Below are 21,693 nucleotides of genomic sequence, written 5' to 3' on the forward strand. Positions count from 1 at the left end.
CGGAAGCGATGCACTTTCTGACAAGCGAATTCATGAGCGATATGTCCTTCAGGTAGCGAGGAGATTCAGGAAGAGGAACGGAGCGAAGCATCGCAGACGCCTCCCGCAGCGGGTATCGGTCAAATGACCGATCTCGCGCAAAGCCTCGCGGGGTATAGTGAGGCTCGACAATCGACCGCCTCACGCACTCATGCAAACTTCGCCAGGCCCCGCCGTTCGCGTGTTCGATGCCGTGAAGGCGCTCGCCTTCATCGGCGATCTGAGCATGGGGCAGCCGACCGATCATTCGATCCGCACCGCATGGCTCGCCGTGCGCCTCGCGCGCGCGGCGGAACTCGACGACACTGCCGTCGTCGCCGTATGCGAGGCGTCGCTGCTGCGCTGGTCGGGCTGCACGGCGAATGCATCGGGCTTCGCGGAAGCGCTCGGCGACGACGTCGCGAGCCGCGAGGCAATGCTTGCGCTCAAGCCGGACTGGGCCGGGCCGATCGGCTTGCACGGCGACCTCGGCGCGGTCCTGACGCCACTCGCGCGTATCCATTGCGAAGTGTCGGGCGAAGCGGCGCGCATGCTCGGTCTCGGTCAAGGCACGCAGACCACGCTGCGGCACGTGTTCGAATCGTGGGACGGCAGCGGCACGCCCGATCACCTGGCGGGCAGCGCGGTGCCGACCACCGTGTTCATCGTCGCGCTTGCGGGCGAGCTGGAGATTTTTGCGCGCACGTATGGTGTCGAACGGGCCTGTGCGCTGATTGGCCAGCGCGCCGATGCGCGCTATCCCGACAAGCTCGCGCGTCTCGCGGTCCGGCTCGCGCCTGCATGGCTCGACGAACTCGAACAGGCGGACGCCGCGTCGATCGATGCCGCGCTGCTGACGCCGCAGATGAACGACGTCTCGCCCGTCGAACTGATCGCCGACATCATCGATCTGAAATTGCCCTGGATGACGGGCTATTCGCGCAGCGTCGCGGCGACGGCTGCATCGTGCGCAGCGCAATTCGCGCTCGATGCCAACGCGCAGAACCGCCTTTATTGCGCGGGCCTGATTCACAGCATGGGACGCGCGGCCGTACCGAACCCGGTCTGGAATACGCCGTCGCGGCTGTCGCAGGCTGCGTGGGAAAAAGCGCGGCTCGTGCCGTACTGGACTTCGCGCGCGGGCAGGCAAACAGGCTCGCTCGCAGAAGCCGCCGAACTCGGTTCGTATGCGTATGAACGTCTCGACGGCTCGGGATATTTTCGCGGTGCGTCGAACGCGGCGCTGTCGATCGAAGCACGCATTCTCGCCGCAAGCGCGACGTGGGTTGCGTTGCGCGCGGCGCGTCCGTGGCGTGCTGCGTTAGCGGATCGCGACGCCGCGAAGCTGCTGCAAGAGGAAGCTGCGCAAGGCCGCTACGATGCCGATGTCGTCAATGCACTGATCGACGCGGGTTCTTCGCAACGGCGTGTGGTGAATCCGCGCGCGCAGACGGCGCGTCTGTCCACGCGCGAAATCGACGTGCTGCGCGGCATTTCGCGCGGCGCGAGCAACAAGGAAGTCGCCCGCGATCTGTCGCTGAGTCCGAGCACCGTGCGCACGCATGTCGAAAGCGTGTTTCGCAAGCTCGACTGCTCGACACGCGCCGCCGCGACGCTCAAGGCGCTCGCGCTTGGACTGCTGTGATGCGCTCAGGCGTTGCGCACGACGTCGATGTTCAACGCCTCGCCGCCGGCAGCAACCTCGAGCAGGCGATCGACATTCGGATGCGCGCCCGGACGGTTGCGCGCGTCGGCCGTGTGTTCGGCAAACACGGCAAGGCCATGTTCAGCGGCTTTCGCATCGAGCGTGCCGAAGGCTTCGCGCAAATAGTGGTACACGGCGAGCGAGCCCTGCTTGCCCGGCTTGTTCTCGATGCTCGCGACCACGGCGCCCTTGCTGTCGACGAGATCGATACGCTCGATACCGTCGATGCCCGGCAGTTGTGCGAGGTTGTCCTTGAATACGTTGCCCGGTTGAATCACTGAAAACACTCCATCGTTCGGAAATTGACTGGCGGGCCGTATCTTATCCGATCATCGCGTGCAAGGTTCCCGCCACTCGATTCCACCCCTATGCCGAAGCGTGCACTGCAAATCCGAAGCCCAATCCGCTTGTCAGCAATATTGCCAGATCGAAGTTAAAATCATTGGCTTGAATTCCGTCCGTTTATCGAGTGCGCCTCGTCGGTTGCCGCGCACCGCCTCATTGCCTTCATCGAGGGCAGACCACCGAGTCAGTAGTCAGTAGCAAGGAACGACTTCCATGACAGGCGCAGACTTGTCCAGCATGCTGCCCGACATGCTTCCGAGGTTATGGGCTTTCGCATTGCGTATTTCCGGCGATCAGCACGACGCCGAAGATCTCGTGCAGCGCGCGTGCGTGCGCGGGTTGGAACGCGCGCATCAGTTGCAGGCGGACACGGCCCCGCTTAGCTGGATGTTTTCGATCGTTCATTCCACGTGGATCAACGAGTTGCGCGCGCGTTCCGTGCGCAGCCGTTCGAGCATGGAGTGGGACGACGACTTTCTCGAAACGGTTGAAGACCCGTCTGCGCGCACGCCGGAACAGATCACGATGAATGCGCAGATCATCGAGGCCGTGCAGCGTCTGCCCGAAGCGCAGCGTGTCGTGATGCTGCTCGTCGCCGTCGAAGGCCTCAGCTACAGCGAGACGGCGGAAGCGCTGAGCGTGCCCATCGGCACGGTGATGAGCCGGCTGTCGCGCGGGCGTCAGGCGATCGGCGCGCTGTTCGCGGGCAAGGCAGCGCAGCCGCTGAAAATGGCTGCGTTCGGCAAGGACTCGGCATCATGAAAGTCGACGACATCATGCTGATGGCCTATGTCGACGGCGAACTCGATATCGAGGAGCGTCGCGAGATCGAACGCGAACTGGATGAATCGCCGGAACTCGCCGAGCGGATCGAACTGTTCCGCGCGTCGAGCCTGCCGTTTCACGACGCCTTCGCGCAGCAGAAGCTGCCGCCCGTGCCCGATTCGCTGACGCGCAAGATCGCCGAACTGACGCGCACGCATGCGAGCGCGACGTCGACCGTACCGCCCGGCCCTGCCGCCGATCCCGCCGCGAACGATGCCGTCGCACCGTCCAAGGCAGGCGTGCCGCCGTCCGCGCCGATCCGCTCGCGCATGCGCTTTTCCGCGCCGTGGCTCGCCGTCGCGTTCGTGGCAGGCGTGTTCTGCTGCGGTATTGCGTTGCGTCTGACGCCCGGCGTGCTGTCGGGCGGCGCGACGTCGACGGTGGCATCCGCGCAGCCCGCATCGCCGTGGGTGATGGCGGCGGCCGGCTATCAGGCGCTCTATTCGCGCGACACAGTGGCTGTGACGACGGACCCGGCCGTGTCGGCAAAGACGGTCGCCGATATTCACGAGATCGACGGATTGCCCGTTCGCGTACCCGATCTGAGCGCGCAAGGGCTGACGTTCAAGCGCATCCAGCGTTTGCACTTTCACGACAAGCCGCTCGTGCAGATCGTCTATCTGCCGAAATCGGGCGGCCCCGTTGCGCTGTGCGTCGTGAAGGATGCGAAGCCGGACCAGTCGATCGCGCAGCAGAAGATCGACGACATGAACGTCGTCACGTGGCGGCAGTCGGAACTGAGCTATGCGCTGATCGGCTCGGCGGGTCAGGTCGATCTCGACCGGCTCGGCAAGATGATCGCGAATCGCGATGTCGATGCAATGTTCAGCCGCGCGCCCGTGCCGGAGCATGCCGTGTCGAGTTGACGTCGCATCGGTGCGCGCGAACTGTCAGATCTTCGCGCCGATGCACGTCAAATCGGTACATTGACCCCATTGTTTGCATAGAACGCTATACTTGATAGCCAGCTAGCTGTGACATCGCCGTGACATGAGCCATTGCAACTGTCGCGGCACTTCCGACCAGGGCCCGAGCGTATGAATGTCGACGATACGGTGCTGATGGCGTATGTCGACGACGAACTGTCGCCGCAGGAACGTCAGCAGATCGAAGACGAACTCCGTGCACACGCGGAGCTCGCGGACAAGGTCGCCCTCTTCAAGGCGTCGCGCCTGCCGTATCGCGAGGCGTTCGCCGAACAGAAGCTGCCGCCCGTGCCGGCCAGCCTCGTCAAACGCGTCGACGAACTGCTGCGCGCGCATACGGAAGCCGCGAAGCGCGGCACGCCGCCCGTCGCGCAAGGTGCGAACGATCCCGCCATCGAACACAACGCGCAATTGCCGCCGTCCGCGCCCGTGCGCTCGCGTCTGCGCATCGCGCCCGCATGGCTGGCTGTCGCGTTCGTCGGCGGCGCGTTCTGCTGCGGCGTCGTGCTGCGGCTCGCGCCCGGCGTCGGCTTTACTCCGGGCAACAACGCGGGCAACACGGCCACGCTCGCCTCATCGTCCATGACTTCGCTGCCATGGGTGCAGGTCGCGGCGAGCTATCAGCAACTGTATTCGCGCGACACCGTCTCGCACTTGTGGCCCGACGTATCCGACGCGCAAAGCACCGTCGACGAAATCCGCACGGAAGACGGTATCGCGCTGCGCGTGCCCGATCTGAGCAAGGCGGGGCTGCGGTTCATCCGCGTGCAGCGCCTGAAGTTTCATGGCCGTCCGCTCGTGCAGATCGTCTATCTGCCGGAAAAAGGCGACCCTGTTGCGCTGTGCGTGATCAAGGAAGACAAGGCGAATCAGTCGGTCGCCTCGCAGCGCGTCGATACGATGAACGTCGTCACGTGGCGCGAGTCCAAACTCGGCTACGCGCTGATCGGCGCAACCAGCAATGGCGATCTTGCACCGCTTGGCAAAGAGATCGCCGAACGCCATTTCGATCCGCTTTTCGGTTCCGTTTGATGCAGTCTGCGCCGTCGCGCGCGCTGCATGAGTTGTCGATTCATGTCCAGATTTCCCTTTCGCATAGTCGCGGGCGGTGCGCTCGCTGTGGTCGCACTTGGCTCCGTCGCAGGCGCTTACGCCATTACGCACGGTTTTGCGGGCCTGCTCGGCACGCAGCCTTCGGCGGCACAGATCGTCGACCGGTTCGAAGCCGTGTCGGGCAAGCATCCGGGCTTTCGGCGCAATCACGCGAAAGGCGTGTGCGTCACCGGCTATTTCGAGAGCAACGGCAATGCTGCGCCGCTCTCGCGCGCCAAGGTGTTCGCGGCGGGCCGGTCTCAGGTAGTGGGACGCCTGTCGATCGGCGGCGGCAATCCTGCTCAGGCCGATGGCGCGTCGAACGTTCGCAGCCTCGCGCTGCGCATCGTGACGCCGGGCGGCGCCGAATGGCGCACCGCGATGAACTCCGCGCCGATCTTTCCCGTGCGCACGCCCGAAGCGTTGTTCGAACTGCTCGCCGCCTCGAAGCAGGCGCGCGACACGACCACATACGGCAGCAACGAAGGCATGGATGCGTTCATGAAGGCGCATCCCGAAACCGCGCGCTTCGAGCAATGGCTGCATGACCATCCGCCGTCGTCGGCATTCGGCAATGCGGCGTATTACAGCGTGGCGGCGTTCCGGTTGATCGATCGCGACGGTCACGCGCAGAACGTGCGCTGGCGTGTCGAACCCGATGACGCCTATGTGCCGCTCGCCGACGCGCAAAAACATGACACCGATTTTCTGGAGCGCGGACTCGCGGAACGTCTGCAACAAGGCCCGCTTCGCTGGCACATGGTGATCACGCTCGCGCAACCGGGCGACGTCAGCAACGACTCGACGCGGCTATGGCCCGCGAACCGCACGCAGATCGACGTGGGAACGCTCGTCGTGCAGCGTGAGGAGGCGCAGATCGACGGTCCATGCCGCGACATCAGCTTCGACCCGCTGACCCTGCCGGACGGCATCGCAGCGTCCGACGATCCTTTGCTCAAGGCGCGTTCCGCTGCGTACGCGGAATCGCATGAACGGCGCGTGAGCGAAGAGCAGCGCTACGCGGCGCACAGATAGACGCGCCTCGCCCAGATAGTGGGTGAACTCGTTTTATCGAACGCTGCTTCGCCGCGCGACACGACAAAAAATATTTTCGCGCTTCATCGCGAGACCGCTGTGCGAAGTCTTGCACGCGTCGCCGCAAACCCTTGTCCCTCAAGCGTTTTTCGCATGCTCATCCATCCCCTTCGCCTGATTGAGAAACGGATGGAATAGTCCATTGCTATCAGGTGTTGTGTATTCAAGAGCGCTACAAAAGAGATGGCGCCCACGACCAGAACGACGGGGGATATCGGCGCGCATCGACCGCGCTGCGATGGTTATGGAGTACACATGCGAATTGCCTTATTCACTTTCAGCGACGTACTGTTCAACCAGATCAACGAAGCATTCGAACAGAACGGCACGTCGTGCACGCGTTTCACCGACGAGCTGTCGCTGATCCGCTTTCTGCAACGCGACTCGGCCGCGCTCGTGATCTTCGATGCGACGCAAAGCCAGATTCCCGCGCTCGCGACGCTCAAGTGGCGCAGCTGCCATTTCCGCACCGATCTGCCCGTGATGATGATCGGCCGTTCGTGGGACAGCGAGGCCGTGATCGAAGCGCTCGATGCGGGCGTCGACGAAGTCGTGATCGGCACCACGAATGTCGACGAAATCATGGCGCGTGCACGCCGCGTGATTGCTCGTTGCCGCGGCTCGCGAGTCGTAGACCGCCTGACGGTCGCGGGTTATACGATCGATCGGACCGCGCGCACGGTGAGCTTCGGCGAACGGCGCGTGTCGCTGACGGCGCGCGAGCTGAGCCTCGCGTGGCTGCTGTTCATGAACGCGGGCACGCTGATGAGCCGTGAGCAACTGGCGCATGCCGTGTGGGGCAAGGATGCGGATCTGGCTGGCCGCTCGCTCGAACAGCACATCTACAAACTGCGTTCGAAACTCGCGCTCGACAATCGCGATGGCTCGCAGCTGAAAACGGTGTACTCGCTCGGCTATGTGTTCGTCCCGCGTTCGGAAGAAGCCGCCCAATGCCGCGAGCCCGTCGCTGCATGAAGCGCTGAAACATGACACAGAGTGGACGAATGCGGCCCGCGCAGCACACGATGCACGCGCCCGACGCTGCGGCAACCCGCCCGCAACGCTTGCCCGTTCGCCATGCTCACGCTGTATCCGTGCTTGCGCCCATATTTGCGCCCGCTTATGCATGTGGATCGCCCATCGAGCCATTCGCGCATGCATCAGCGGCGTGCTAATTCAACGTGCGCTAGCGGCGTGATGACGCCGCCCGCGATCACGCAAGAATCTGATTCAGATAGCCGAGACGCGACGCCATCTGCGGATCGGACGGCTGTTCAAACGCATTGCAGAACGCCTGCGTCGCGGCCTGTGCGCTGTTCGTGCCTTTGACGGCAGCGATCGCGCCCGCTTGGGACGTCTGCAATTCCTGCTTCAGATAGCCGTAGTTCGCAGCCTCGCTAGACGGATCGAGATTGTGCTGACGTGCATAGTCGATCAGCCCCTGCTTGCGCGTGCCGCCCCATTGCGCGATGTCGTAGCCGTTCGCGTTGTCGTCTGCCATGTTCGAACCCGGCGCACCGATCTTGCCGCCCTGATTGATGCCCGAGTTCATGCCGCCGCTCTCGTGCCACAGGTTCGCGACGATGCCCGCCGCCTGATCCTTCGTGAGACCGAAGTCCTTTTGCAGATTGCTGACATAGGCATCGGCGGCCTGCTTGCTTTGGGCGGGCGAGAGTGCCTGTGTTTGCGGCGCGGTGCTGAGTCCTTGCGGCGCTGCGCCTGATGAGGATGCGCTGTTCGCCGACGAAGGCGTCGATGTCGATACCGGCATGCTCGTGCCGTTGCCTGCTCCGCTCGCGGGTGCTGCGTTGCCGGGCATCGTCGTGAAATTGTTGTTGCCGCCGAGCGGTGCGCCCGAACCTTGACTACCTGCACTGTTCTGCGCGCCCGTGCCTTCGGGATCGCTCAGCATCGCGGCGAGATCGGAGAGGAATTGCGACATCGCGTTGCCATTGCCCGCTGCCGCGCCCGATGTCCCTGCGCCCTGCCCCGAGCCGCTGCCGTCGATCAGCTTCGCAATGTCATTCAGCAGATTCGCAATCGACGCATCCTGCGACGAGCCGTTGCCCTGCAAGCCCGAAACAGGCGACAGTCCCGATACACCACCCACGCCGTTGAAAAGAGAAAGAGAGTTCATCCGAGTCCTCTGAAGAGATGGCCGGCGATGACATCGATTGCGCCGCCCAGTTAGCGTCACGATACGGGCCGCGCCGACGATGCATCTCGCCCGGCACGAAGCCAGATGCGCAAACGCGAACGTGCAGTGTGCTTCCAGCCGCTTCGCATGTGTGTAGCGGTGCTTCGCTTCGCGAGCGTGTCGAATGCACGACGACAACTATCCTCGTATGCATCGCATTCCGCTCGACAAGGAACCCATTCATGCGCCTCTTTCTGCGCACTGTCATCGCGCTATCCGTCACGTTTGGCGCTGTCGGCGTTCACGCGCAAAGCCGGGTCGATGAAAACATGCTGCACGTGAACGCCTACGACGATCGTATCGAAGCGCGACGTCTGGAAGAGCATCGTGAAGAAGAACGTCGCGCAGAAGAACATCGAGAAGAAGCGCATCGTGAGGAGGCGCATCGCGAAGAAGAACATCGCGAAGCACGCATCGCCGCTTACAACGCGTGGCTGCAACGCTGGCACGAAACGCGCACGATTGAAGCAACGACGCCATGAGCATGCGTCTCGTCCGCTTGTCGCTCGTCGCACGCTCGCTGCTGATCGCGCCGACCTTGCTCGCGAGCGTTTCAGCGCATGCCGACTGTTTCGACGACGCAGCCGCGTGGCAGCATCTGAACCCGCTAGTTTTACGTGCGATCGCGTGGCAGGAATCGCACAACAACGCCGACGCGACGCATGCGAACGCAAACGGCTCTGTCGACTACGGCGTGATGCAGATCAATTCGATCCATCTGCCCGAACTCGCGCGCTACGGCATCCGACGCGATGCGCTGATGGTGCCGTGCAAGAACGTCTATATCGCCGCATGGCATCTGCGCAAGCAGGTGGTCCGCTACGGCAACACGTGGACGGCCGTGGGTGCCTATCATTCGGCGACGCCCGCTCTGCGCGACGACTACGCGCGCCGCATCGCCGCGATCATCGACGGCTGGCGGCGCGATCCTGCGCGTGGCGTGCCGGTGACAGCGGCATCGCTGGCCGCGCGCTGAGTTAGCCTGACGACCCGGCAGAACCACAAATACCTCGTAAAACGCGGCGCGCGCGACGAATCCCGCGCGCCGCATCAACCGATTTCGATCAGACGTCGTTCTTCTGATTCAGATCGCCCGACGACACCGACACCTGCGACGAATCGAATACCTGATTGCCGCCATCGGCCGTATCCGGCTTCGTGAAGCCGCCCTTGCCGAACATTTGCGCGATGTTCATCTTGCCGTCGGCGTGACCCGTTTCGAGGATCGCCGCTTCCTTCGTCGCGCCGGAGTTCAGCGTGACCGAGCCGTCCGCGCCCATATGGCCGACGTTGTTGCCGCTCGCGTTATACAGATTGCCCTGCGAGTCTTCCTGCAGATGCAGCGCGTCCCCGCCCGCCTTGCTGTTGATCTTGATGTTGTGCATGCCCTGGCCCGCTGCGCCGAGACCGTTGTCGGCGGTCGTTGCACCCGTGGGCGAGCCGGTCGGCGAGCCCGTGGGAGCGCCCGTCGCCGGCATGCCGCCCGGCTGACCGCCCAGCGACGTCGCCGGATTCTGCGCACCCTGTGCACCTTGTGCGCCCTGCGCGCCTTGCTGTCCGCCCAGCACGCCGGCCAGATCCTTGAGGAACTGGCTGACGTTGTTCGAGCCGCCCGCATTGTTCTGCTGACCGTCGATCAGTTGCGACAGATCCGACAGCAGTTTGCCGACGTCGCCGCCCTGACCCGGCACGCCTTGCGTCGAACCGCCCGTCATGCCGCCGACGGGTGTATAGCTCACGGGGTTGAGAAAGGATTGGGTAATGGAGTTCATCGAATTCTCTCTGGTTAAAAAAGAAGACGAACCGGCGATCTTTGCCCGATCCCGATTCAACCTCGACGATAGAGGGAGGTAAGCGCGCATCGACGGCGTGGCGCGAAGCCGCGTGACGCGTCGCGAATGACCGCGTGGAACGCAACGAAGCATCGCGCGTTCTCTCCTTCAATCCAGCCGCACGACACGCTTCGGCATGCGGCACGACGCTTCGCGCAGCGGCGATCTTCGAAGCATCGCGATACGCAGAATGCAGTGTCGGGCATGTGCCCGCTATCGTTCGTCAACTGTTCATGCGAGGCCGTCATGTCGAATCTTCAATGCAGTCCATCCGTGCTCAACGCGATGATGTCCGTGTTCTCAGGCGGCATGCGCATCGGCGCCACGCCGGAACTGCATGACGTGCTCGGCGCGCTGCGCGCGTGGCAGCCGGACAGCCCGCTCGCCGATGTGTGCGAAGCGCGTCTGCTGATCAATCAGACCGAATGGCGCGAAGCGGCGAACCTGCTGCGCCACGTGACGAGCCGTCATGCGAATCTGCCCGTCGTGTCGGCGCTATACGCGCTGTGTCTCTACATGCAGCACGACGACGAATGGCGGCGCGCCGCAACGGAAGCCGTCGATACGAACAACGACACGGCCATCGCAATCGTCGCGCGCTTTCTGAACCTGCCCTCAGACGATTCCGCGAGCGTCCACGATTCGGATCTGTCGACGCGTGTGTTGGCCGCCATCGAAACGAGCCGCGCGCTCGAACACAGCTGATCGCGATGAACGTCGTTTCGTTTTCACGCGCAGCCGCGATTGGCATTGCGATAGCGCTGACACTTGCTGGCACAGGTTGCGCGAGCGCGCCGCAAGCCGCGCCTCAAGCTGATTTACCGCCCGCGTTCGAACCCGCATCGGGCGAAGTGTCGGGCGACACGTTGCACGCGCAAGGCGACATGCATTACGTGTGTGCGCGCATGCAGGCAAGCACGCCGTCCGCCGATTTCGGCGCGTATCTGTGGAAACCTGTCGGCACGCTCGCGCGTCTTCTCGACGACAAGGGGCAAGCCGTCGCGCTCGTTACACCCGAAGGCTATTACTCCGCGTATGACGGCAGCTACGTCGTCGCGCGCGTGACGGACACTGTGCAGCCCGATCCGCAGACGCTACCGTGGACGCGCGAAACGATCCGCTTCACGGCGGCATCGTCGAGTGGAGATGGTCGCTTTACGCACACGGCGGCGATCGTGCGCACGCATACGATCGGCGGTCTCGCACCTGGCGGCGCTTGCGATCAGGAAGGCGCGAGCCTCGCGGTGCCGTATTTCGCCACGTATCTGATCTATCGGCATGCGGATGCCAGCGCCGCAGCGCCTCGCACGACGCCCGTCAGCATCACGGCGCCATAGCGTTCACGCAGACATACAAGAAAATCCAGCACCGATCGTCTCGCCGAACTACACTCAAATCCGCATCCCCAACCACGGAGCACGCCCGTCATGGATACGGACCTGAAGCGGATCGTCGTGATCGGCGCCGGTTTTGCCGGCTTGTGGAGCGCGCTCGGCGCCGCGCGCAAGCTCGATGAAATGCGCGTGCCGGGCGATCAGGTCGAAGTCGTCGTGATCAACGGCACGCCGTATCACAGCATCCGCGTGCGCAACTACGAGCAGCCGCTCGACGACACGCTCGTCCCGCTCGCCGACGTGCTCGATCCCGCAGGCGTGCGCCATATTCTCGGCAAGGCCACCTCGATCGATCTGCAAAACAGGCGCGTGGGTTTCGAGCCGGACGACGATACGCCCGAGCAATGGCTCGGCTACGACCGTCTGATTCTCGCAGCGGGAAGCGAGCTGGTTCGCCCGGCTATCCCCGGCTTGCGCGAATACACCTTCGATGTCGACACATTTCAGGGCGCGGCGCGTCTCCAGGCCCACTTGCTCTCGTTGCCGGGCCAGCCGGATTCGGAAGGACGTTTAACGGTCGTCGTGGTCGGCGCGGGCCTGACGGGAATCGAGCTTGCCTCCGAATTGCCCGCGCGCATGCGCAGCATCGCAGGCGAGCGTCAGGGCAACGCGATACGCGTGATACTCGCCGACCGCTCGCCGAAAATCGGTCAGGCGATGGGCGGCGCGCAGCCGGTGATCGAAGAAGCGCTCACCGCGCAAGGTGTCGAATTGCTGCCGGGCGTGTCACTTGAAGCCGTCACGCGCGACGGCGTGCAATTCACGGACGGCGAGCATATCGACACAGCGACGGTCGTCTGGTGCGGCGGGATGCGCGCGAATCCGTTGACGGCGCAATTCCCCGTCACGCACGACCCGTTCGGACGCGTTCCCGTCGATGCTTTCCTGCGCGTCGAGAACGTGCCGAATGTGTTCGCAGCGGGCGATTGCGCGCGCATCCTGATCGACGGCGAACGGCCATCCGTGATGTCCTGTCAGCACGGACGCCCGATGGGACGCTATGCGGGCCACAATGCCGTCTGCGATCTGCTCGGCGTCGACATGCTGCCGCTTGGCATCGACTGGTACACGACCATTCTCGATCTCGGGCCGTGGGGCGCCGTCTACACGGAAGGCTGGGAACGGCGCCTCGCGTCGCAGGGCGCCGCCGCCAAACAGACCAAACGCACGATCAACTGCGAGCGCATCTATCCGCCGCGCAACGGCAAGCGCGAAGACATCTTCGCCGCCGCGGCGCCCGTCGTGCAGGCGCCGCCCTATACGGTCCGCGACAAGGACTGAACGACGCCGCGTTCAGAACTCGATCACGCGCGGCGTCAGCAGCACGAGCCGCTCCATATGACTGCTCTGATGCGTGCGCGAGCGGAACAGCGCGCCGAGCACAGGAATCTTCGACAGCACAGGCACGCCCGTATTCAGATTCGAGTCGTTGTCGACGCGATAGCCGGCGATCAGCAGACTCTGCCCTTCCGACACGACAGCCTCGGTGTTGATCTCGCTCGTGCGGATTTCGGGGATGTCCTTCACGCTGTTGCCCGTCGGCTGACCGTCTTCCACGTGCACTTGCAGCTTGATCTGCTGCGCGCCGTTCGCATCGACGACCATGGGGAGCACGCGCAGCGTATTGCCGACCTGCACGCTGAACAGATTACTCGACGTGAAGCCCGACACGGGAATGAAGAACTGCGTCTTGTTGTTCATCACGGCTTCGACGTTGTCGAGCGTCGCGACCTTCGGACTCGCATCGATCCGCGCAAGGTTGGTCTGTTCCAGCGCATCGATGCGCGTCAGCAGATAGCGGCCCGCATCGCCGACCACGGCCGTCAGCGAACCGCCCGTCGGCGTCGCCGTCGCGACCAGATTGCCCGCCGTATCGAGCGATGAAAACGTCGGGCTCACCGTGCCGTTGAAGTTGTTCGAGTTGGCGCTGCCGCTGCCCGTCTGGAAATCGAAGTGACTCGAATGCGCGTGCCAGTCGACGCCCAGCTGCTTCAGCGCGCCATCGTCGATCTCGATGATGTGCGCTTCGATCTCGACCATCCGGCGCTTCACGTCCAGCCGGTCGATCAGTTGCTGATACTGACCGACGCGATCGGGCAGATCGCGGATCAGCACGGAATTGGTCCGCGCGTCGGCCTGAATAACCGGCAGCGAGCCTGCGCCTTCGGGCACGGCCGCCGTCGCCGCACGGCCTCCACCCTGTCCGCTACCTTGACCGCCGCCCGATGCGCCGCCCGCCGTGCCGCCATAACCGCCGCCCGGCATGGCGCCGACCGGCCCGCCGCCCGCCGCCGCAACGCCCGCGAACACATCGGGCAGCGGCGGATTCACGCCGTTGCTGTTGTATGGCGAGCCGCCGTTCGTGCCGCCTTGCACGTCCGCGTAAGGGTTGACCTGCTGAAGATTCGCCGTGCCGTCCGCCGAGCCGCGCGACGTGCCCTGCTGGTCGCTATCCCGTTCCGGGTGATACAGACTCGCCAGCACGTGCGCGACGCCCGGCACGACCTGCGTCTTGCCGTTCACGGTGATGGTGTGATCGGCGGCCCAGCCGTAGCGCAGCGGAAACGCGCGGACTTCGCTGCCCGTCCGACGATTCGCGTTCTGATCGAGCCGCGCGGCCACTTCGTCGACCAGTTGAATCAAGCGGTGCGGCCCGGTGATCAGCGCGACGCCCTGCTCCGGGTCATAGACGATCGGAAAGCGATCCGTATCGAGCCCGATCTGCTTGAGCGTCGCGCGAAGGCTCTGCGTGCCCGCGAAGTCGAGCTTGATGACCTTGGTGGTCACGTCGTCGGCGGTGCTGATGGAGAGCACGCTGCCGTCGTAGAACCAGACGAAGCCGAACGTCGCCGCCATCGTGTCGATGAACCGGCGCGGCGGCAGATCGAAGCGGCCCGACACGGTGCCCTGCACGTTCGGTGCGATCGTCGCGATGATGCCCTGGCTCGCCGCGAAGTCGCGCAGCACGTCCTTCAGATCGCGGCTTTCCACCGAAATATGCACTTCGCCGGGCCGCCACGAGATCGGTGCGGCGTGGGCGGCGGTCAGGCCCATCATCAGCAGGGCGGCCGCGATCGCGCGGCGACGGAAGGTGAGTTTCATGTTCGACGCTCGGAATAGGTGTTGTTCTGGCGAAATCGGCTGAAGAGAAAAGTCAGCGGTTCAGCGTGTCGGAAGGCGATTCGTTGAACTCGCGGCGATAGCTGTTGACGAGCGTCGAGCGATTGCTGACGCCCCATTTGACGGCCGTCGCGAGAATGCCCTGCTCGTGCGCGCTGTCGTCGGCTTCGAGGTCCGCGCGAATGCGCTCCATGCGCAGACGCCGGATGATTTCCGTCGGCGTCGAACCGAGGCTCGCCTTGAACGCGCTTTGCAGCGCGCGATCCGTCACGCCGATCTGCGCGGCGATTTCGCGGATCGACAGATCCTTGCGATCGAGGTTGTCGAGCAGATAGCGATATGCGCGCCGGTAACGCGCCGGCAGCCGCGTGCCGATATCGTCGAGTTGTTCCGGCGCGCGTGCGATACGCTGACCGTAGCGCGCGAGCGCGCCCGCTTCGTCGCGGATGCAGTTGACAGCGGCGAGCGCATAACGCGTGTACACCTCCAGCGATTCGCTGCTGCGCCCCTGCACGTGACGCAGCTTTGCGAGGCAGTACAGATACTCCAGCTGCCGATGACTCTGCGGCATACGCACTTCGGCCGTCAGCAGCGCGAGAATCGTCTCGGCCAGCGACGACACACCGCCCGCGAGACTCGCGAGCACGATCTCGATGCGCACCGCGCTCTGATAGTTCTGGATGCCCTGCTTGCCCGCCCATTCGGCGTGCGCGAGCATCGGCTGTTGCGCATCGCGCTCGCCGCCCGCGAACTGCGCCAGATGATCGAGAAACTCGACACGCCCGCGCAGCAGCGGATCGGCAATCGCAGCCGTCAGCATGCGCAGCGCGGCGGGCCGCTGCGGCGCGACGCGCGGCGCGGCATCGCCCGTCAAACCCACTTGCCAGTAGATGTGATCCGACAACGCGGCACGCGAACGCAGCGTGCTTTGTGCTTCGACATCGAAACGCACGGTGCTCAAGAGACGCTGCCAGCCATCGGCATTGGGCAAAGCGTGATCGCTCGACGTGGCCTCGTCGAGCAGGTCTTCGAGCGTATCGAGCACGGCATCGGCATCGCGCAGACGGCCGACGCAGAACAGCACGCCGAACGCACCGAACAGCGCGTCGAGCCGCAGCGCCGCGCTTGCCTGCGGATGATCGGCGATCTGCATGAAACACGACATCGCCGTGCCGTAGCGATAGCGGAACAGCGCCTGCCAGCCCGCGTTGCGGCACGACGCGAAGCGCATGCCGTCCTTGTCGTCGCGCATGCGCTTTTGCGCTTCGCGGAACGAGTCGTCGGCATCGACTTCCATGCCGAGCGACAGTTGCAGATCGCCCTGCAATTGCAGCAGCGCGGCGGGCGTTGCGTCGTCGTGGTGATCGACGAGGCGCTGCACCTGCGCGGCAGCCGCGTGCACATTGCCGTTGCGGATCAGGTCGACGACGCTGGAAGGCGCCGACGCCGCGTTGAGCATCGACACGTACGGGAAGTAGTAGGTAACGAGCATGGCTGATTCCGTCGTAAAGCTCGCGCAGCGATAGGGGCGATGCTGCCTGAGCGCGTTGAAACGATCGCGACGTTGTTCATCGATATTTCATCGATACGTCGCGGCGACGGAATGCACTGTAGCCAAACGGAATTATGAAATTCTCAATTATCAGAGGAAAGAGTTGAGGCTTGAGCAAAGTTGAGATTTCGCGTTCGTCACGGACCAGAACGCTCAACAAATCTCACTTCTTTGGCGCGTGATTGCCGGCGACATCAAGGCGTCACATCGTGGGATGCGGAAGGCTTGGCGCCTGGCTTCAGATCGGTGTCGCGATCGCTCATCCGCGCAATCGCGCGCACCTGCTCCTTGAAGAGCCGCAAGTCGAGCTGATCTTGCACCTGATGCACGAAAAGGCCCGTGAAGACGGCGAGCATCAGCACCGTCACTGCCCCCTTGATCGGTTGGCTCAAGGCGCTCAGATCGAGTTTTTGGGCGGCCTTCGACGCCAGATTCGCACCGAGATCGATCATCAGCAGCACGAGCAGCATCGGCGCGGCGAGTTTGGCGATGGTCTGCATCAGCGTGTCGGTCTGGTGCATCGCGAACACGCCGAGAAAATCCGTCGACATCGGCTTCGTCGACGCAACAGGCCACCATCGATACGACTCGTACAGCGCCTCCAGCAGAAACTGCATGCCACCCAACGACCAGAACGCGACGGTCGCGATCTGGCCGAGCAAGGTGGCGGAAGGCGTGGACTGCTGCGAGAGCATCGGGTTGCTCATCTGCGCGTTGTTGTAGCCCGTCAGATTGTCCAGGTAGATGCCCGCGCCTTCCGCGACCCAGAACACGGTCGCCGCCGCGAAGCCCATCACGACGCCGATCAGCGTTTCGCGCAGTGCCGTCATCATCAGCGTGAAGCCCGTCAGCGAATCGGCAAACGACGGCGGCTGTGCGAGCGCGACGAACAGCGTGAAGCTCAGCGCGACGCCGTTGCGCAAGCGGCCTTGCAGCACGCCTTCGGCTGTCGGCGGAAAGAGCGTCATGATCGCGTAGAGCCGCAGCGAGCAGACGCCGAGCACGGCGAGATGCTTGAGCAGCCACGGGCCGTAGAGTTGCAACAGATCGGTCATGCGCGTGCCAGGCGCGCGAGCGCCGTTTCTTCGATGTCTTCGTCTTCCGCGTCGGCGGCGATGCCGTCGAGCACACGCTGTAATTTGCCGATGCGCGCTTCGCACAAGCCGATGCGTCCGCGATTTTTTGCGATCTCGCTGCGTATGTTGGCTATCGTGGCGTCGTGCGCAGCAACGACCTGTTGCGCCGCTGTCAATGCATCGAGCGCGGCAGAGTGCGCGCGATCTACTTCGTCGGCGTAGAGGCGGATCGCCGTCAGCGTGTCGATCGAAAACGGCTCAGCGCCCGACATCATTGCGCTGACCCGCTGGCGGTAAGAACGCGACTGCGCTTCGAGCGCCGCTGCGTGATCGCGCGCCTGTCCTTCGCGTTCGACGAGCGGCACACGTGCCGTGAGAAGCTGCGCAAGCCGTGTGCGCAGGTCCTGTTCGAGACGCTGACGGCGCGACACGGCGCGCGACAACGCGGCTATCTGTCGTTTCGGTGCGCTCATTGCGCGTCGCCTTGCGCGAGTTCGTGCAGCGCGGCTTCTGTTTCGACGGGGTCCGCGTATGAATCCGTCGGCTGCGAGAGGAACGCTTTCAGCGCGTCGATCTTCGCAATCGCTTCGTCGGCGAGCGCGTTCGTGCCCGGCTGGTATTCGCCGATCTGCAGCAGCATGTCCACCTCGCGATGCTTCGCGAGCAACTTCCGCAGCCGCCCCGACGACGCCATGAACTCGCGCGGCATCACTTGCGACATCACGCGCGACAGACTGCCGAGTACGTCAATCGCCGGATAGCGGTTCTGCGCGGCAATTTCGCGGGACAAGATCAAATGGCCGTCGAGCACGCCGCGCACTTCTTCCGCAATCGGGTCGCTGCCCGACTCGTCTTCGGCGAGCACCGTGTAGAGCGCCGTAATCGAGCCGCGCTCGCCCATGCCCGCACGCTCCAGCAGGCGCGGCAACTCGGCGAACACGGACGGCGGAAAACCGCGTCTTGCGGGTGGCTCGCCCGCCGCAAGGCCGATCTCGCGGCCCGCTCGCGCGAAGCGTGTCAGCGAATCCATCATCAGCAGCACGCGCTTTCCTTCGTCGCGGAAATACTCTGCGATGGCCGTCGCCACGTACGCCGCCTTCGCGCGTTCGCTCGATGAACGGTCCGACGTCGCGCACACAACAACAGACCGCGCCATGCCCTTCTCGCCGAGTATCAGCTCGACGAATTCGCGCACTTCGCGGCCACGCTCGCCGATCAGCGCAATCACGTTGATATCGCATTGCGCACCGCGCGCGAGCATGCCGAGCAAGGTACTTTTACCGACGCCCGCCGGCGCGAAAATGCCCATACGCTGGCCTTCCGCGAGCGTCGTCATCGCATCGATCACGCGCACGCCCGTGACCATCGGATGCTCGATCATGCGGCGCGTCATCGGGTTCGGCGGGTCCGCGAAAATCGGCCTGCTTTCGTCGGATTCGATGGGGCCACGGCCATCCATCGGCTGGCCGAGCGCATCGATCACGCGGCCCAGCAATCCATCGCCGACAGGCACCGACAACGGACGCTGCAAGCCGATCACATGCGTGGCCCGCGACACTTCCGACAACTGTGCGAACGGCGACACGACAGCATGTTCGCGCGTGAAGCCGATTACTTCGCCGTGCTGCAACAGCTTGCCTTGCGGCGTGCGCAGTTCGCACAGTTCGCCGAGCTTCAGGTCGATGCCCGCGACCTTGATCAGCGTGCCGACTACCTCGGCGATCTTGCCCGTCTGACGCACGGGCAGCAGCGCGCGTATCTCGCGTTCGATAGCGCCGCCGAGTTCGCGCAAGCCGTGTTCGTGCAAGCCGAATACATCGGTGATTGGCTTGTCGTTCAGTGGATTTAATGTGTTCATGCGACCTCAGCCTGCGCTTTCAACGACGTATTCAACGCACGAACAATGGCCGCACGCATCGAATCGAGTTGCGTCGACAGACTCGCATCGACGATGCCGAGATCCGATTCGCACACGCATGCGCCACGCTCAAGACGCGGATCTTCGACGACGGCGAGCGGCACGGGTCGTCCCAGCATCCGCAACCGCGCCTCGAATTCAGTGAACGCCACGCGCGCCGCGTCGAAATCGGCGGGATGCACGCTCACACGCAGATTCGCCGAGCCTTCGACGATGCGGTCGATCGTATCCGTCGCGCGCGCGAACAAGGCTTGCGCGCTTTCGGCACGCACCAGTTGCTCGACGGCGAGCATCACGAGTTCGGCCATGCGGTTGCGCATGCCCTTTTGCAGGCGCTGCGCATCGGCGCTCAATGCGGCGATGCGTTCGATCCATTGCGCCTCGCCCCGCGCGACGCCCTCTGCATAACCGTGCTGCGCAGCCTCTTCCCGCTCGCGTGCCGCCGATGCGACGAGGGCCGCCGCTTCATCGCGAGCCGCTTGCAGGATCTGTTCGCGTTCGATTTGCGCGGCGGCGAGAATCGCTTGCCGCTCGGCCTCGACGCGCCCATAGACGTCGTCGATGGTCGCGAGCATGCCGAAGGTCTCGCGCGGCACAATATCGCCGACGAGGCCGACACGCGGTTCGTCCTTGCCTTTTTTTGCGTGGCGTGTCGCGTGCGCGTCGCGCGGCCGGCTCAGCCAGATAACCATGCGTACTCCGGCAAAAGATGTCCGAGGCGCTCGCGCAGCAACGCGAACGCGTCTTCGCATTCGTCTTCCGACGGCGATGCTTTGCTTGCGTCCGTTTGCGGTAACGCGAAGCGAATCAACATCCCCTGTGCACCGACACGCGGCAGCAACGCAAGCCCTTCGAGCGCGAGTTCGTCTGCATCGATTGAACCGAGCGCACGCATGTCGGCGCGCTCGCGCTTCGCATCCGCAAGCGACGGCGCTTCGGGCGCGGCCTTGCCGAGCAGATCGTCGAGCGGACAGCCGATCCATTCCGCGAGCCGCTTGCGTGTCGTGCGATCGACAAGTCGCCGCACTTCTGCACGGCGCGCAATTAACGCCAGCATTCGCAATGTCTGCAAGCCGGTTTCGATCGGCAGCGCATCGAGCCGCGACGCGGGTGCGGTGCTGAAAAGATCGAGCGTCGGCGGTGAGGGCAACAGCACGCGCAACACGGCGAGCGAGCATGTTTCGTCGCAACGCATGCGCAACTCCGCTAACGCCTCTTCAATCCGCGTTTGTGCGAGCAGCGTCGCGTCGATGCCGAATGCAAGCGCGAGCCAGTCACGATGCAACCACTGCAACGCGCTGCGCGCATTGCGTTGCCAGCCGAGCAGAATCTGCGCGGCATCGGCGGATGCGAGCGGCGCGGACACACCGTTGACCGGCTTCGCAAGGACCGCAGTCATGCGGACTTCTGCCTGCGTCCCGGCAGACGTTGCGCAAGCGCACCGAAGCTCGCCTTCAACGGCGCGATCAGCCCACCGAGGCGCGTGCGAAACACATAACCCGCTGCGCCTGCCGCAATCATCAGCGCGAACAGCCCGCTCAACACGAACGGCCACACAGGCGCATGCGACGGCACGCGACTGTCGAGATCGACCTGATCGGCCGCCACGCCCGTCACGCTGACCTGATCGTACGAAAGCCCTTCTACGCTATGCACGACGAGATTCTTGATCTGCGGCACGAGCGCATCGAGTTCGAGGCCGGGCCGGTATTTGATGAACACGGCCGCCGACGAAGGCTTGATGGTCTGCGCAAGCGGATCGTTGTTCGGGATCACGATCTGCACGCGCGCGACCAGCACGCCGTCGATATGCGACAGCGTCCCCGACAGTTCCTGCGACAGCCCGTAGATGAAGCGCACGCGCTCTTCCGTCGGCGTCGACACGAGACCGTCCTTCTTGAACAGACTGCCGAGATCGTCGAACTTGCTGTGCGGCAGGCCTTTTTCGCGCAGCACCTGCATCGCGCGCACCATGTCGCCGTCGTCGACCTGTAACGTGTAGGTCTTGCCGCCATCCGGCGTGCTCTTTTCCGCGGACACACCGCGTTCGAGCAACGCGACCGTCATTTCGTTGACGTCCTCTTCGGCGAGCCCTGTATAAAGCTCTTTCTTGCATCCAGCCAGCAGCGCGCACGCGACGAACAGGCCGCCCATCAACACGCGTCTTGCGGCAGAAAGCTGAATTGTCGAGTTCATCACTGGTTCTTCATCAGCGTTTCAGCCGACGACTTCGACGCCGACACCACGGCCATCTTGGTCTGGAAGTCGAACTGCGCGAGCGACAGATTCAGCGATACCTGCGCAGCCGCCGCAATCTGCTGCGTCGGCGACAGCGAAGCCGAGTGCGCACTCAGCGACTCGACCTGTTCGAGCGCCGCTTCCATCTGGCCGTCCTGCTTGCGGATCGCTTCGACGAGATGATTGCCCACGTGCTGACCCGCATCGCCACCCGGTGCGACGAGCGGCTGTTGCATCAAGTCCTCGAAACGGCTGACGGATTCGGGCGGCGGCATCTGCGGCAACTGCTCGGGTTTCGCGGCTTCGGCGGCGACGTGCACCGCCGTTTCGGCAATCGATGAAATAGTCATGACAGGCTCC

The 21,693-nt window shown here is 64.0% G+C and carries 23 protein-coding genes; 11 read left to right on the forward strand and 12 right to left on the reverse strand.

The window, feature by feature from the left end:
* Positions 1–190: 190 nt before the first annotated feature.
* A complete protein-coding gene (locus tag QEN71_RS36695; RefSeq protein WP_201655090.1) occupies positions 191–1,663 on the forward strand; it encodes an HD domain-containing phosphohydrolase in 1,473 nt (490 codons plus the stop codon).
* A 5-nt stretch (positions 1,664–1,668) separates the two neighbouring features.
* On the opposite strand, the gene QEN71_RS36700 is transcribed toward QEN71_RS36695, so the two are convergent.
* Positions 1,669–2,001 (reverse strand): DUF2322 family protein, encoded by a 333-nt coding sequence (locus QEN71_RS36700; RefSeq protein WP_201655087.1) that lies wholly within the window; start codon positions 1,999–2,001, stop codon positions 1,669–1,671.
* Between the two features lie 280 nt (positions 2,002–2,281).
* On the opposite strand from QEN71_RS36700, the gene QEN71_RS36705 reads away from it, so the two are divergent.
* From QEN71_RS36705 to QEN71_RS36725, 5 genes are all read left to right on the forward strand, one after another.
* On the forward strand, positions 2,282–2,830 hold the full coding sequence (locus tag QEN71_RS36705) for an RNA polymerase sigma factor (RefSeq protein ID WP_201655084.1): 549 nt from the start codon (positions 2,282–2,284) through the stop codon (positions 2,828–2,830).
* Positions 2,827–3,759, forward strand: coding sequence for an anti-sigma factor (locus tag QEN71_RS36710; RefSeq protein WP_201655081.1), 933 nt, complete (start codon positions 2,827–2,829; stop codon positions 3,757–3,759). Before QEN71_RS36705 ends, QEN71_RS36710 begins: the two co-directional genes overlap by 4 nt.
* A 171-nt stretch (positions 3,760–3,930) precedes the next feature.
* Entirely contained in the window at positions 3,931–4,851 is a 921-nt protein-coding gene (locus tag QEN71_RS36715) for an anti-sigma factor family protein (protein ID WP_201655078.1), read from the forward strand.
* Positions 4,852–4,893: 42 nt separating this feature from the next.
* Complete coding sequence (locus QEN71_RS36720; RefSeq protein WP_201655075.1) at positions 4,894–5,946, forward strand: catalase family peroxidase; 1,053 nt, start codon at positions 4,894–4,896, stop codon at positions 5,944–5,946.
* A 315-nt stretch (positions 5,947–6,261) separates the two neighbouring features.
* Positions 6,262–6,981, forward strand: coding sequence for a response regulator transcription factor (locus QEN71_RS36725; RefSeq protein ID WP_201655072.1), 720 nt, complete (start codon positions 6,262–6,264; stop codon positions 6,979–6,981).
* Positions 6,982–7,219: 238 nt separating this feature from the next.
* Here the strand turns inward: QEN71_RS36725 and QEN71_RS36730 are convergent, their stop codons facing one another.
* Positions 7,220–8,143 (reverse strand): phage tail tip lysozyme, encoded by a 924-nt coding sequence (locus QEN71_RS36730; protein WP_201655069.1) that lies wholly within the window; start codon positions 8,141–8,143, stop codon positions 7,220–7,222.
* 242 nt (positions 8,144–8,385) lie between these two features.
* Between QEN71_RS36730 and QEN71_RS36735 the strand changes: the two genes are divergently transcribed.
* Positions 8,386–8,685 carry a hypothetical protein gene (locus QEN71_RS36735; RefSeq protein ID WP_201655066.1) on the forward strand — a complete coding sequence of 100 codons (300 nt, stop codon included), beginning with the start codon at positions 8,386–8,388 and terminating at the stop codon, positions 8,683–8,685.
* Entirely contained in the window at positions 8,682–9,179 is a 498-nt protein-coding gene (locus QEN71_RS36740) for a lytic transglycosylase domain-containing protein (protein WP_201655063.1), read from the forward strand. The genes QEN71_RS36735 and QEN71_RS36740 overlap by 4 nt, the downstream gene beginning before the upstream one ends.
* An 88-nt stretch (positions 9,180–9,267) precedes the next feature.
* On the opposite strand, the gene QEN71_RS36745 is transcribed toward QEN71_RS36740, so the two are convergent.
* Positions 9,268–9,975 (reverse strand): hypothetical protein, encoded by a 708-nt coding sequence (locus QEN71_RS36745; RefSeq protein ID WP_201655060.1) that lies wholly within the window; start codon positions 9,973–9,975, stop codon positions 9,268–9,270.
* A gap of 306 nt (positions 9,976–10,281) precedes the next feature.
* Between QEN71_RS36745 and QEN71_RS36750 the strand changes: the two genes are divergently transcribed.
* The 3 genes from QEN71_RS36750 (at position 10,282) to QEN71_RS36760 (ending at position 12,710) form a co-directional block, all read left to right on the forward strand.
* Positions 10,282–10,740 (forward strand): HrpB1 family type III secretion system apparatus protein, encoded by a 459-nt coding sequence (locus tag QEN71_RS36750; RefSeq protein WP_201655057.1) that lies wholly within the window; start codon positions 10,282–10,284, stop codon positions 10,738–10,740.
* Between the two features lie 5 nt (positions 10,741–10,745).
* A complete protein-coding gene (locus QEN71_RS36755; protein ID WP_201655054.1) occupies positions 10,746–11,372 on the forward strand; it encodes a DUF3455 domain-containing protein in 627 nt (208 codons plus the stop codon).
* 90 nt (positions 11,373–11,462) lie between these two features.
* Entirely contained in the window at positions 11,463–12,710 is a 1,248-nt protein-coding gene (locus QEN71_RS36760) for an NAD(P)/FAD-dependent oxidoreductase (RefSeq protein ID WP_201655050.1), read from the forward strand.
* A 12-nt stretch (positions 12,711–12,722) separates the two neighbouring features.
* Here the strand turns inward: QEN71_RS36760 and sctC are convergent, their stop codons facing one another.
* The 9 genes from sctC to QEN71_RS36805 all read right to left on the reverse strand — a co-directional run bounded on the left by sctC (position 12,723) and on the right by QEN71_RS36805 (position 21,683).
* On the reverse strand, positions 12,723–14,531 hold the full coding sequence (gene sctC / locus QEN71_RS36765; RefSeq protein ID WP_201655047.1) for a type III secretion system outer membrane ring subunit SctC: 1,809 nt from the start codon (positions 14,529–14,531) through the stop codon (positions 12,723–12,725).
* Positions 14,532–14,583: 52 nt separating this feature from the next.
* The gene (locus tag QEN71_RS36770) at positions 14,584–16,041 is read right to left on the reverse strand and encodes a helix-turn-helix transcriptional regulator (RefSeq protein WP_201655044.1); all 1,458 of its coding nucleotides are present in this window, start codon (positions 16,039–16,041) and stop codon (positions 14,584–14,586) included.
* A 254-nt stretch (positions 16,042–16,295) separates the two neighbouring features.
* The gene (gene sctT / locus QEN71_RS36775) at positions 16,296–17,156 is read right to left on the reverse strand and encodes a type III secretion system export apparatus subunit SctT (protein WP_201655041.1); all 861 of its coding nucleotides are present in this window, start codon (positions 17,154–17,156) and stop codon (positions 16,296–16,298) included.
* Positions 17,153–17,650, reverse strand: a complete 498-nt coding sequence (locus QEN71_RS36780) for a type III secretion protein (protein WP_201655038.1) — start codon at positions 17,648–17,650, stop codon at positions 17,153–17,155. The genes sctT and QEN71_RS36780 overlap by 4 nt, the downstream gene beginning before the upstream one ends.
* Complete coding sequence (gene sctN / locus QEN71_RS36785; RefSeq protein ID WP_233471996.1) at positions 17,647–19,035, reverse strand: type III secretion system ATPase SctN; 1,389 nt, start codon at positions 19,033–19,035, stop codon at positions 17,647–17,649. Before sctN ends, QEN71_RS36780 begins: the two co-directional genes overlap by 4 nt.
* Positions 19,032–19,787 carry a type III secretion system stator protein SctL gene (sctL, locus tag QEN71_RS36790; protein WP_201655035.1) on the reverse strand — a complete coding sequence of 252 codons (756 nt, stop codon included), beginning with the start codon at positions 19,785–19,787 and terminating at the stop codon, positions 19,032–19,034. The genes sctN and sctL overlap by 4 nt, the downstream gene beginning before the upstream one ends.
* Entirely contained in the window at positions 19,772–20,494 is a 723-nt protein-coding gene (locus QEN71_RS36795) for a type III secretion protein HrpB4 (RefSeq protein ID WP_201655032.1), read from the reverse strand. The genes sctL and QEN71_RS36795 overlap by 16 nt, the downstream gene beginning before the upstream one ends.
* A complete protein-coding gene (sctJ, locus tag QEN71_RS36800) occupies positions 20,491–21,291 on the reverse strand; it encodes a type III secretion system inner membrane ring lipoprotein SctJ (protein WP_377791404.1) in 801 nt (266 codons plus the stop codon). The genes QEN71_RS36795 and sctJ overlap by 4 nt, the downstream gene beginning before the upstream one ends.
* The gene (locus tag QEN71_RS36805) at positions 21,291–21,683 is read right to left on the reverse strand and encodes a type III secretion protein (RefSeq protein ID WP_201655029.1); all 393 of its coding nucleotides are present in this window, start codon (positions 21,681–21,683) and stop codon (positions 21,291–21,293) included. Before QEN71_RS36805 ends, sctJ begins: the two co-directional genes overlap by 1 nt.
* Positions 21,684–21,693 lie beyond the last annotated feature (10 nt).

The organism is Paraburkholderia sabiae, from assembly GCF_030412785.1.
In the GTDB taxonomy this organism is placed as follows: Bacteria; Pseudomonadota; Gammaproteobacteria; order Burkholderiales; family Burkholderiaceae; genus Paraburkholderia; species Paraburkholderia sabiae.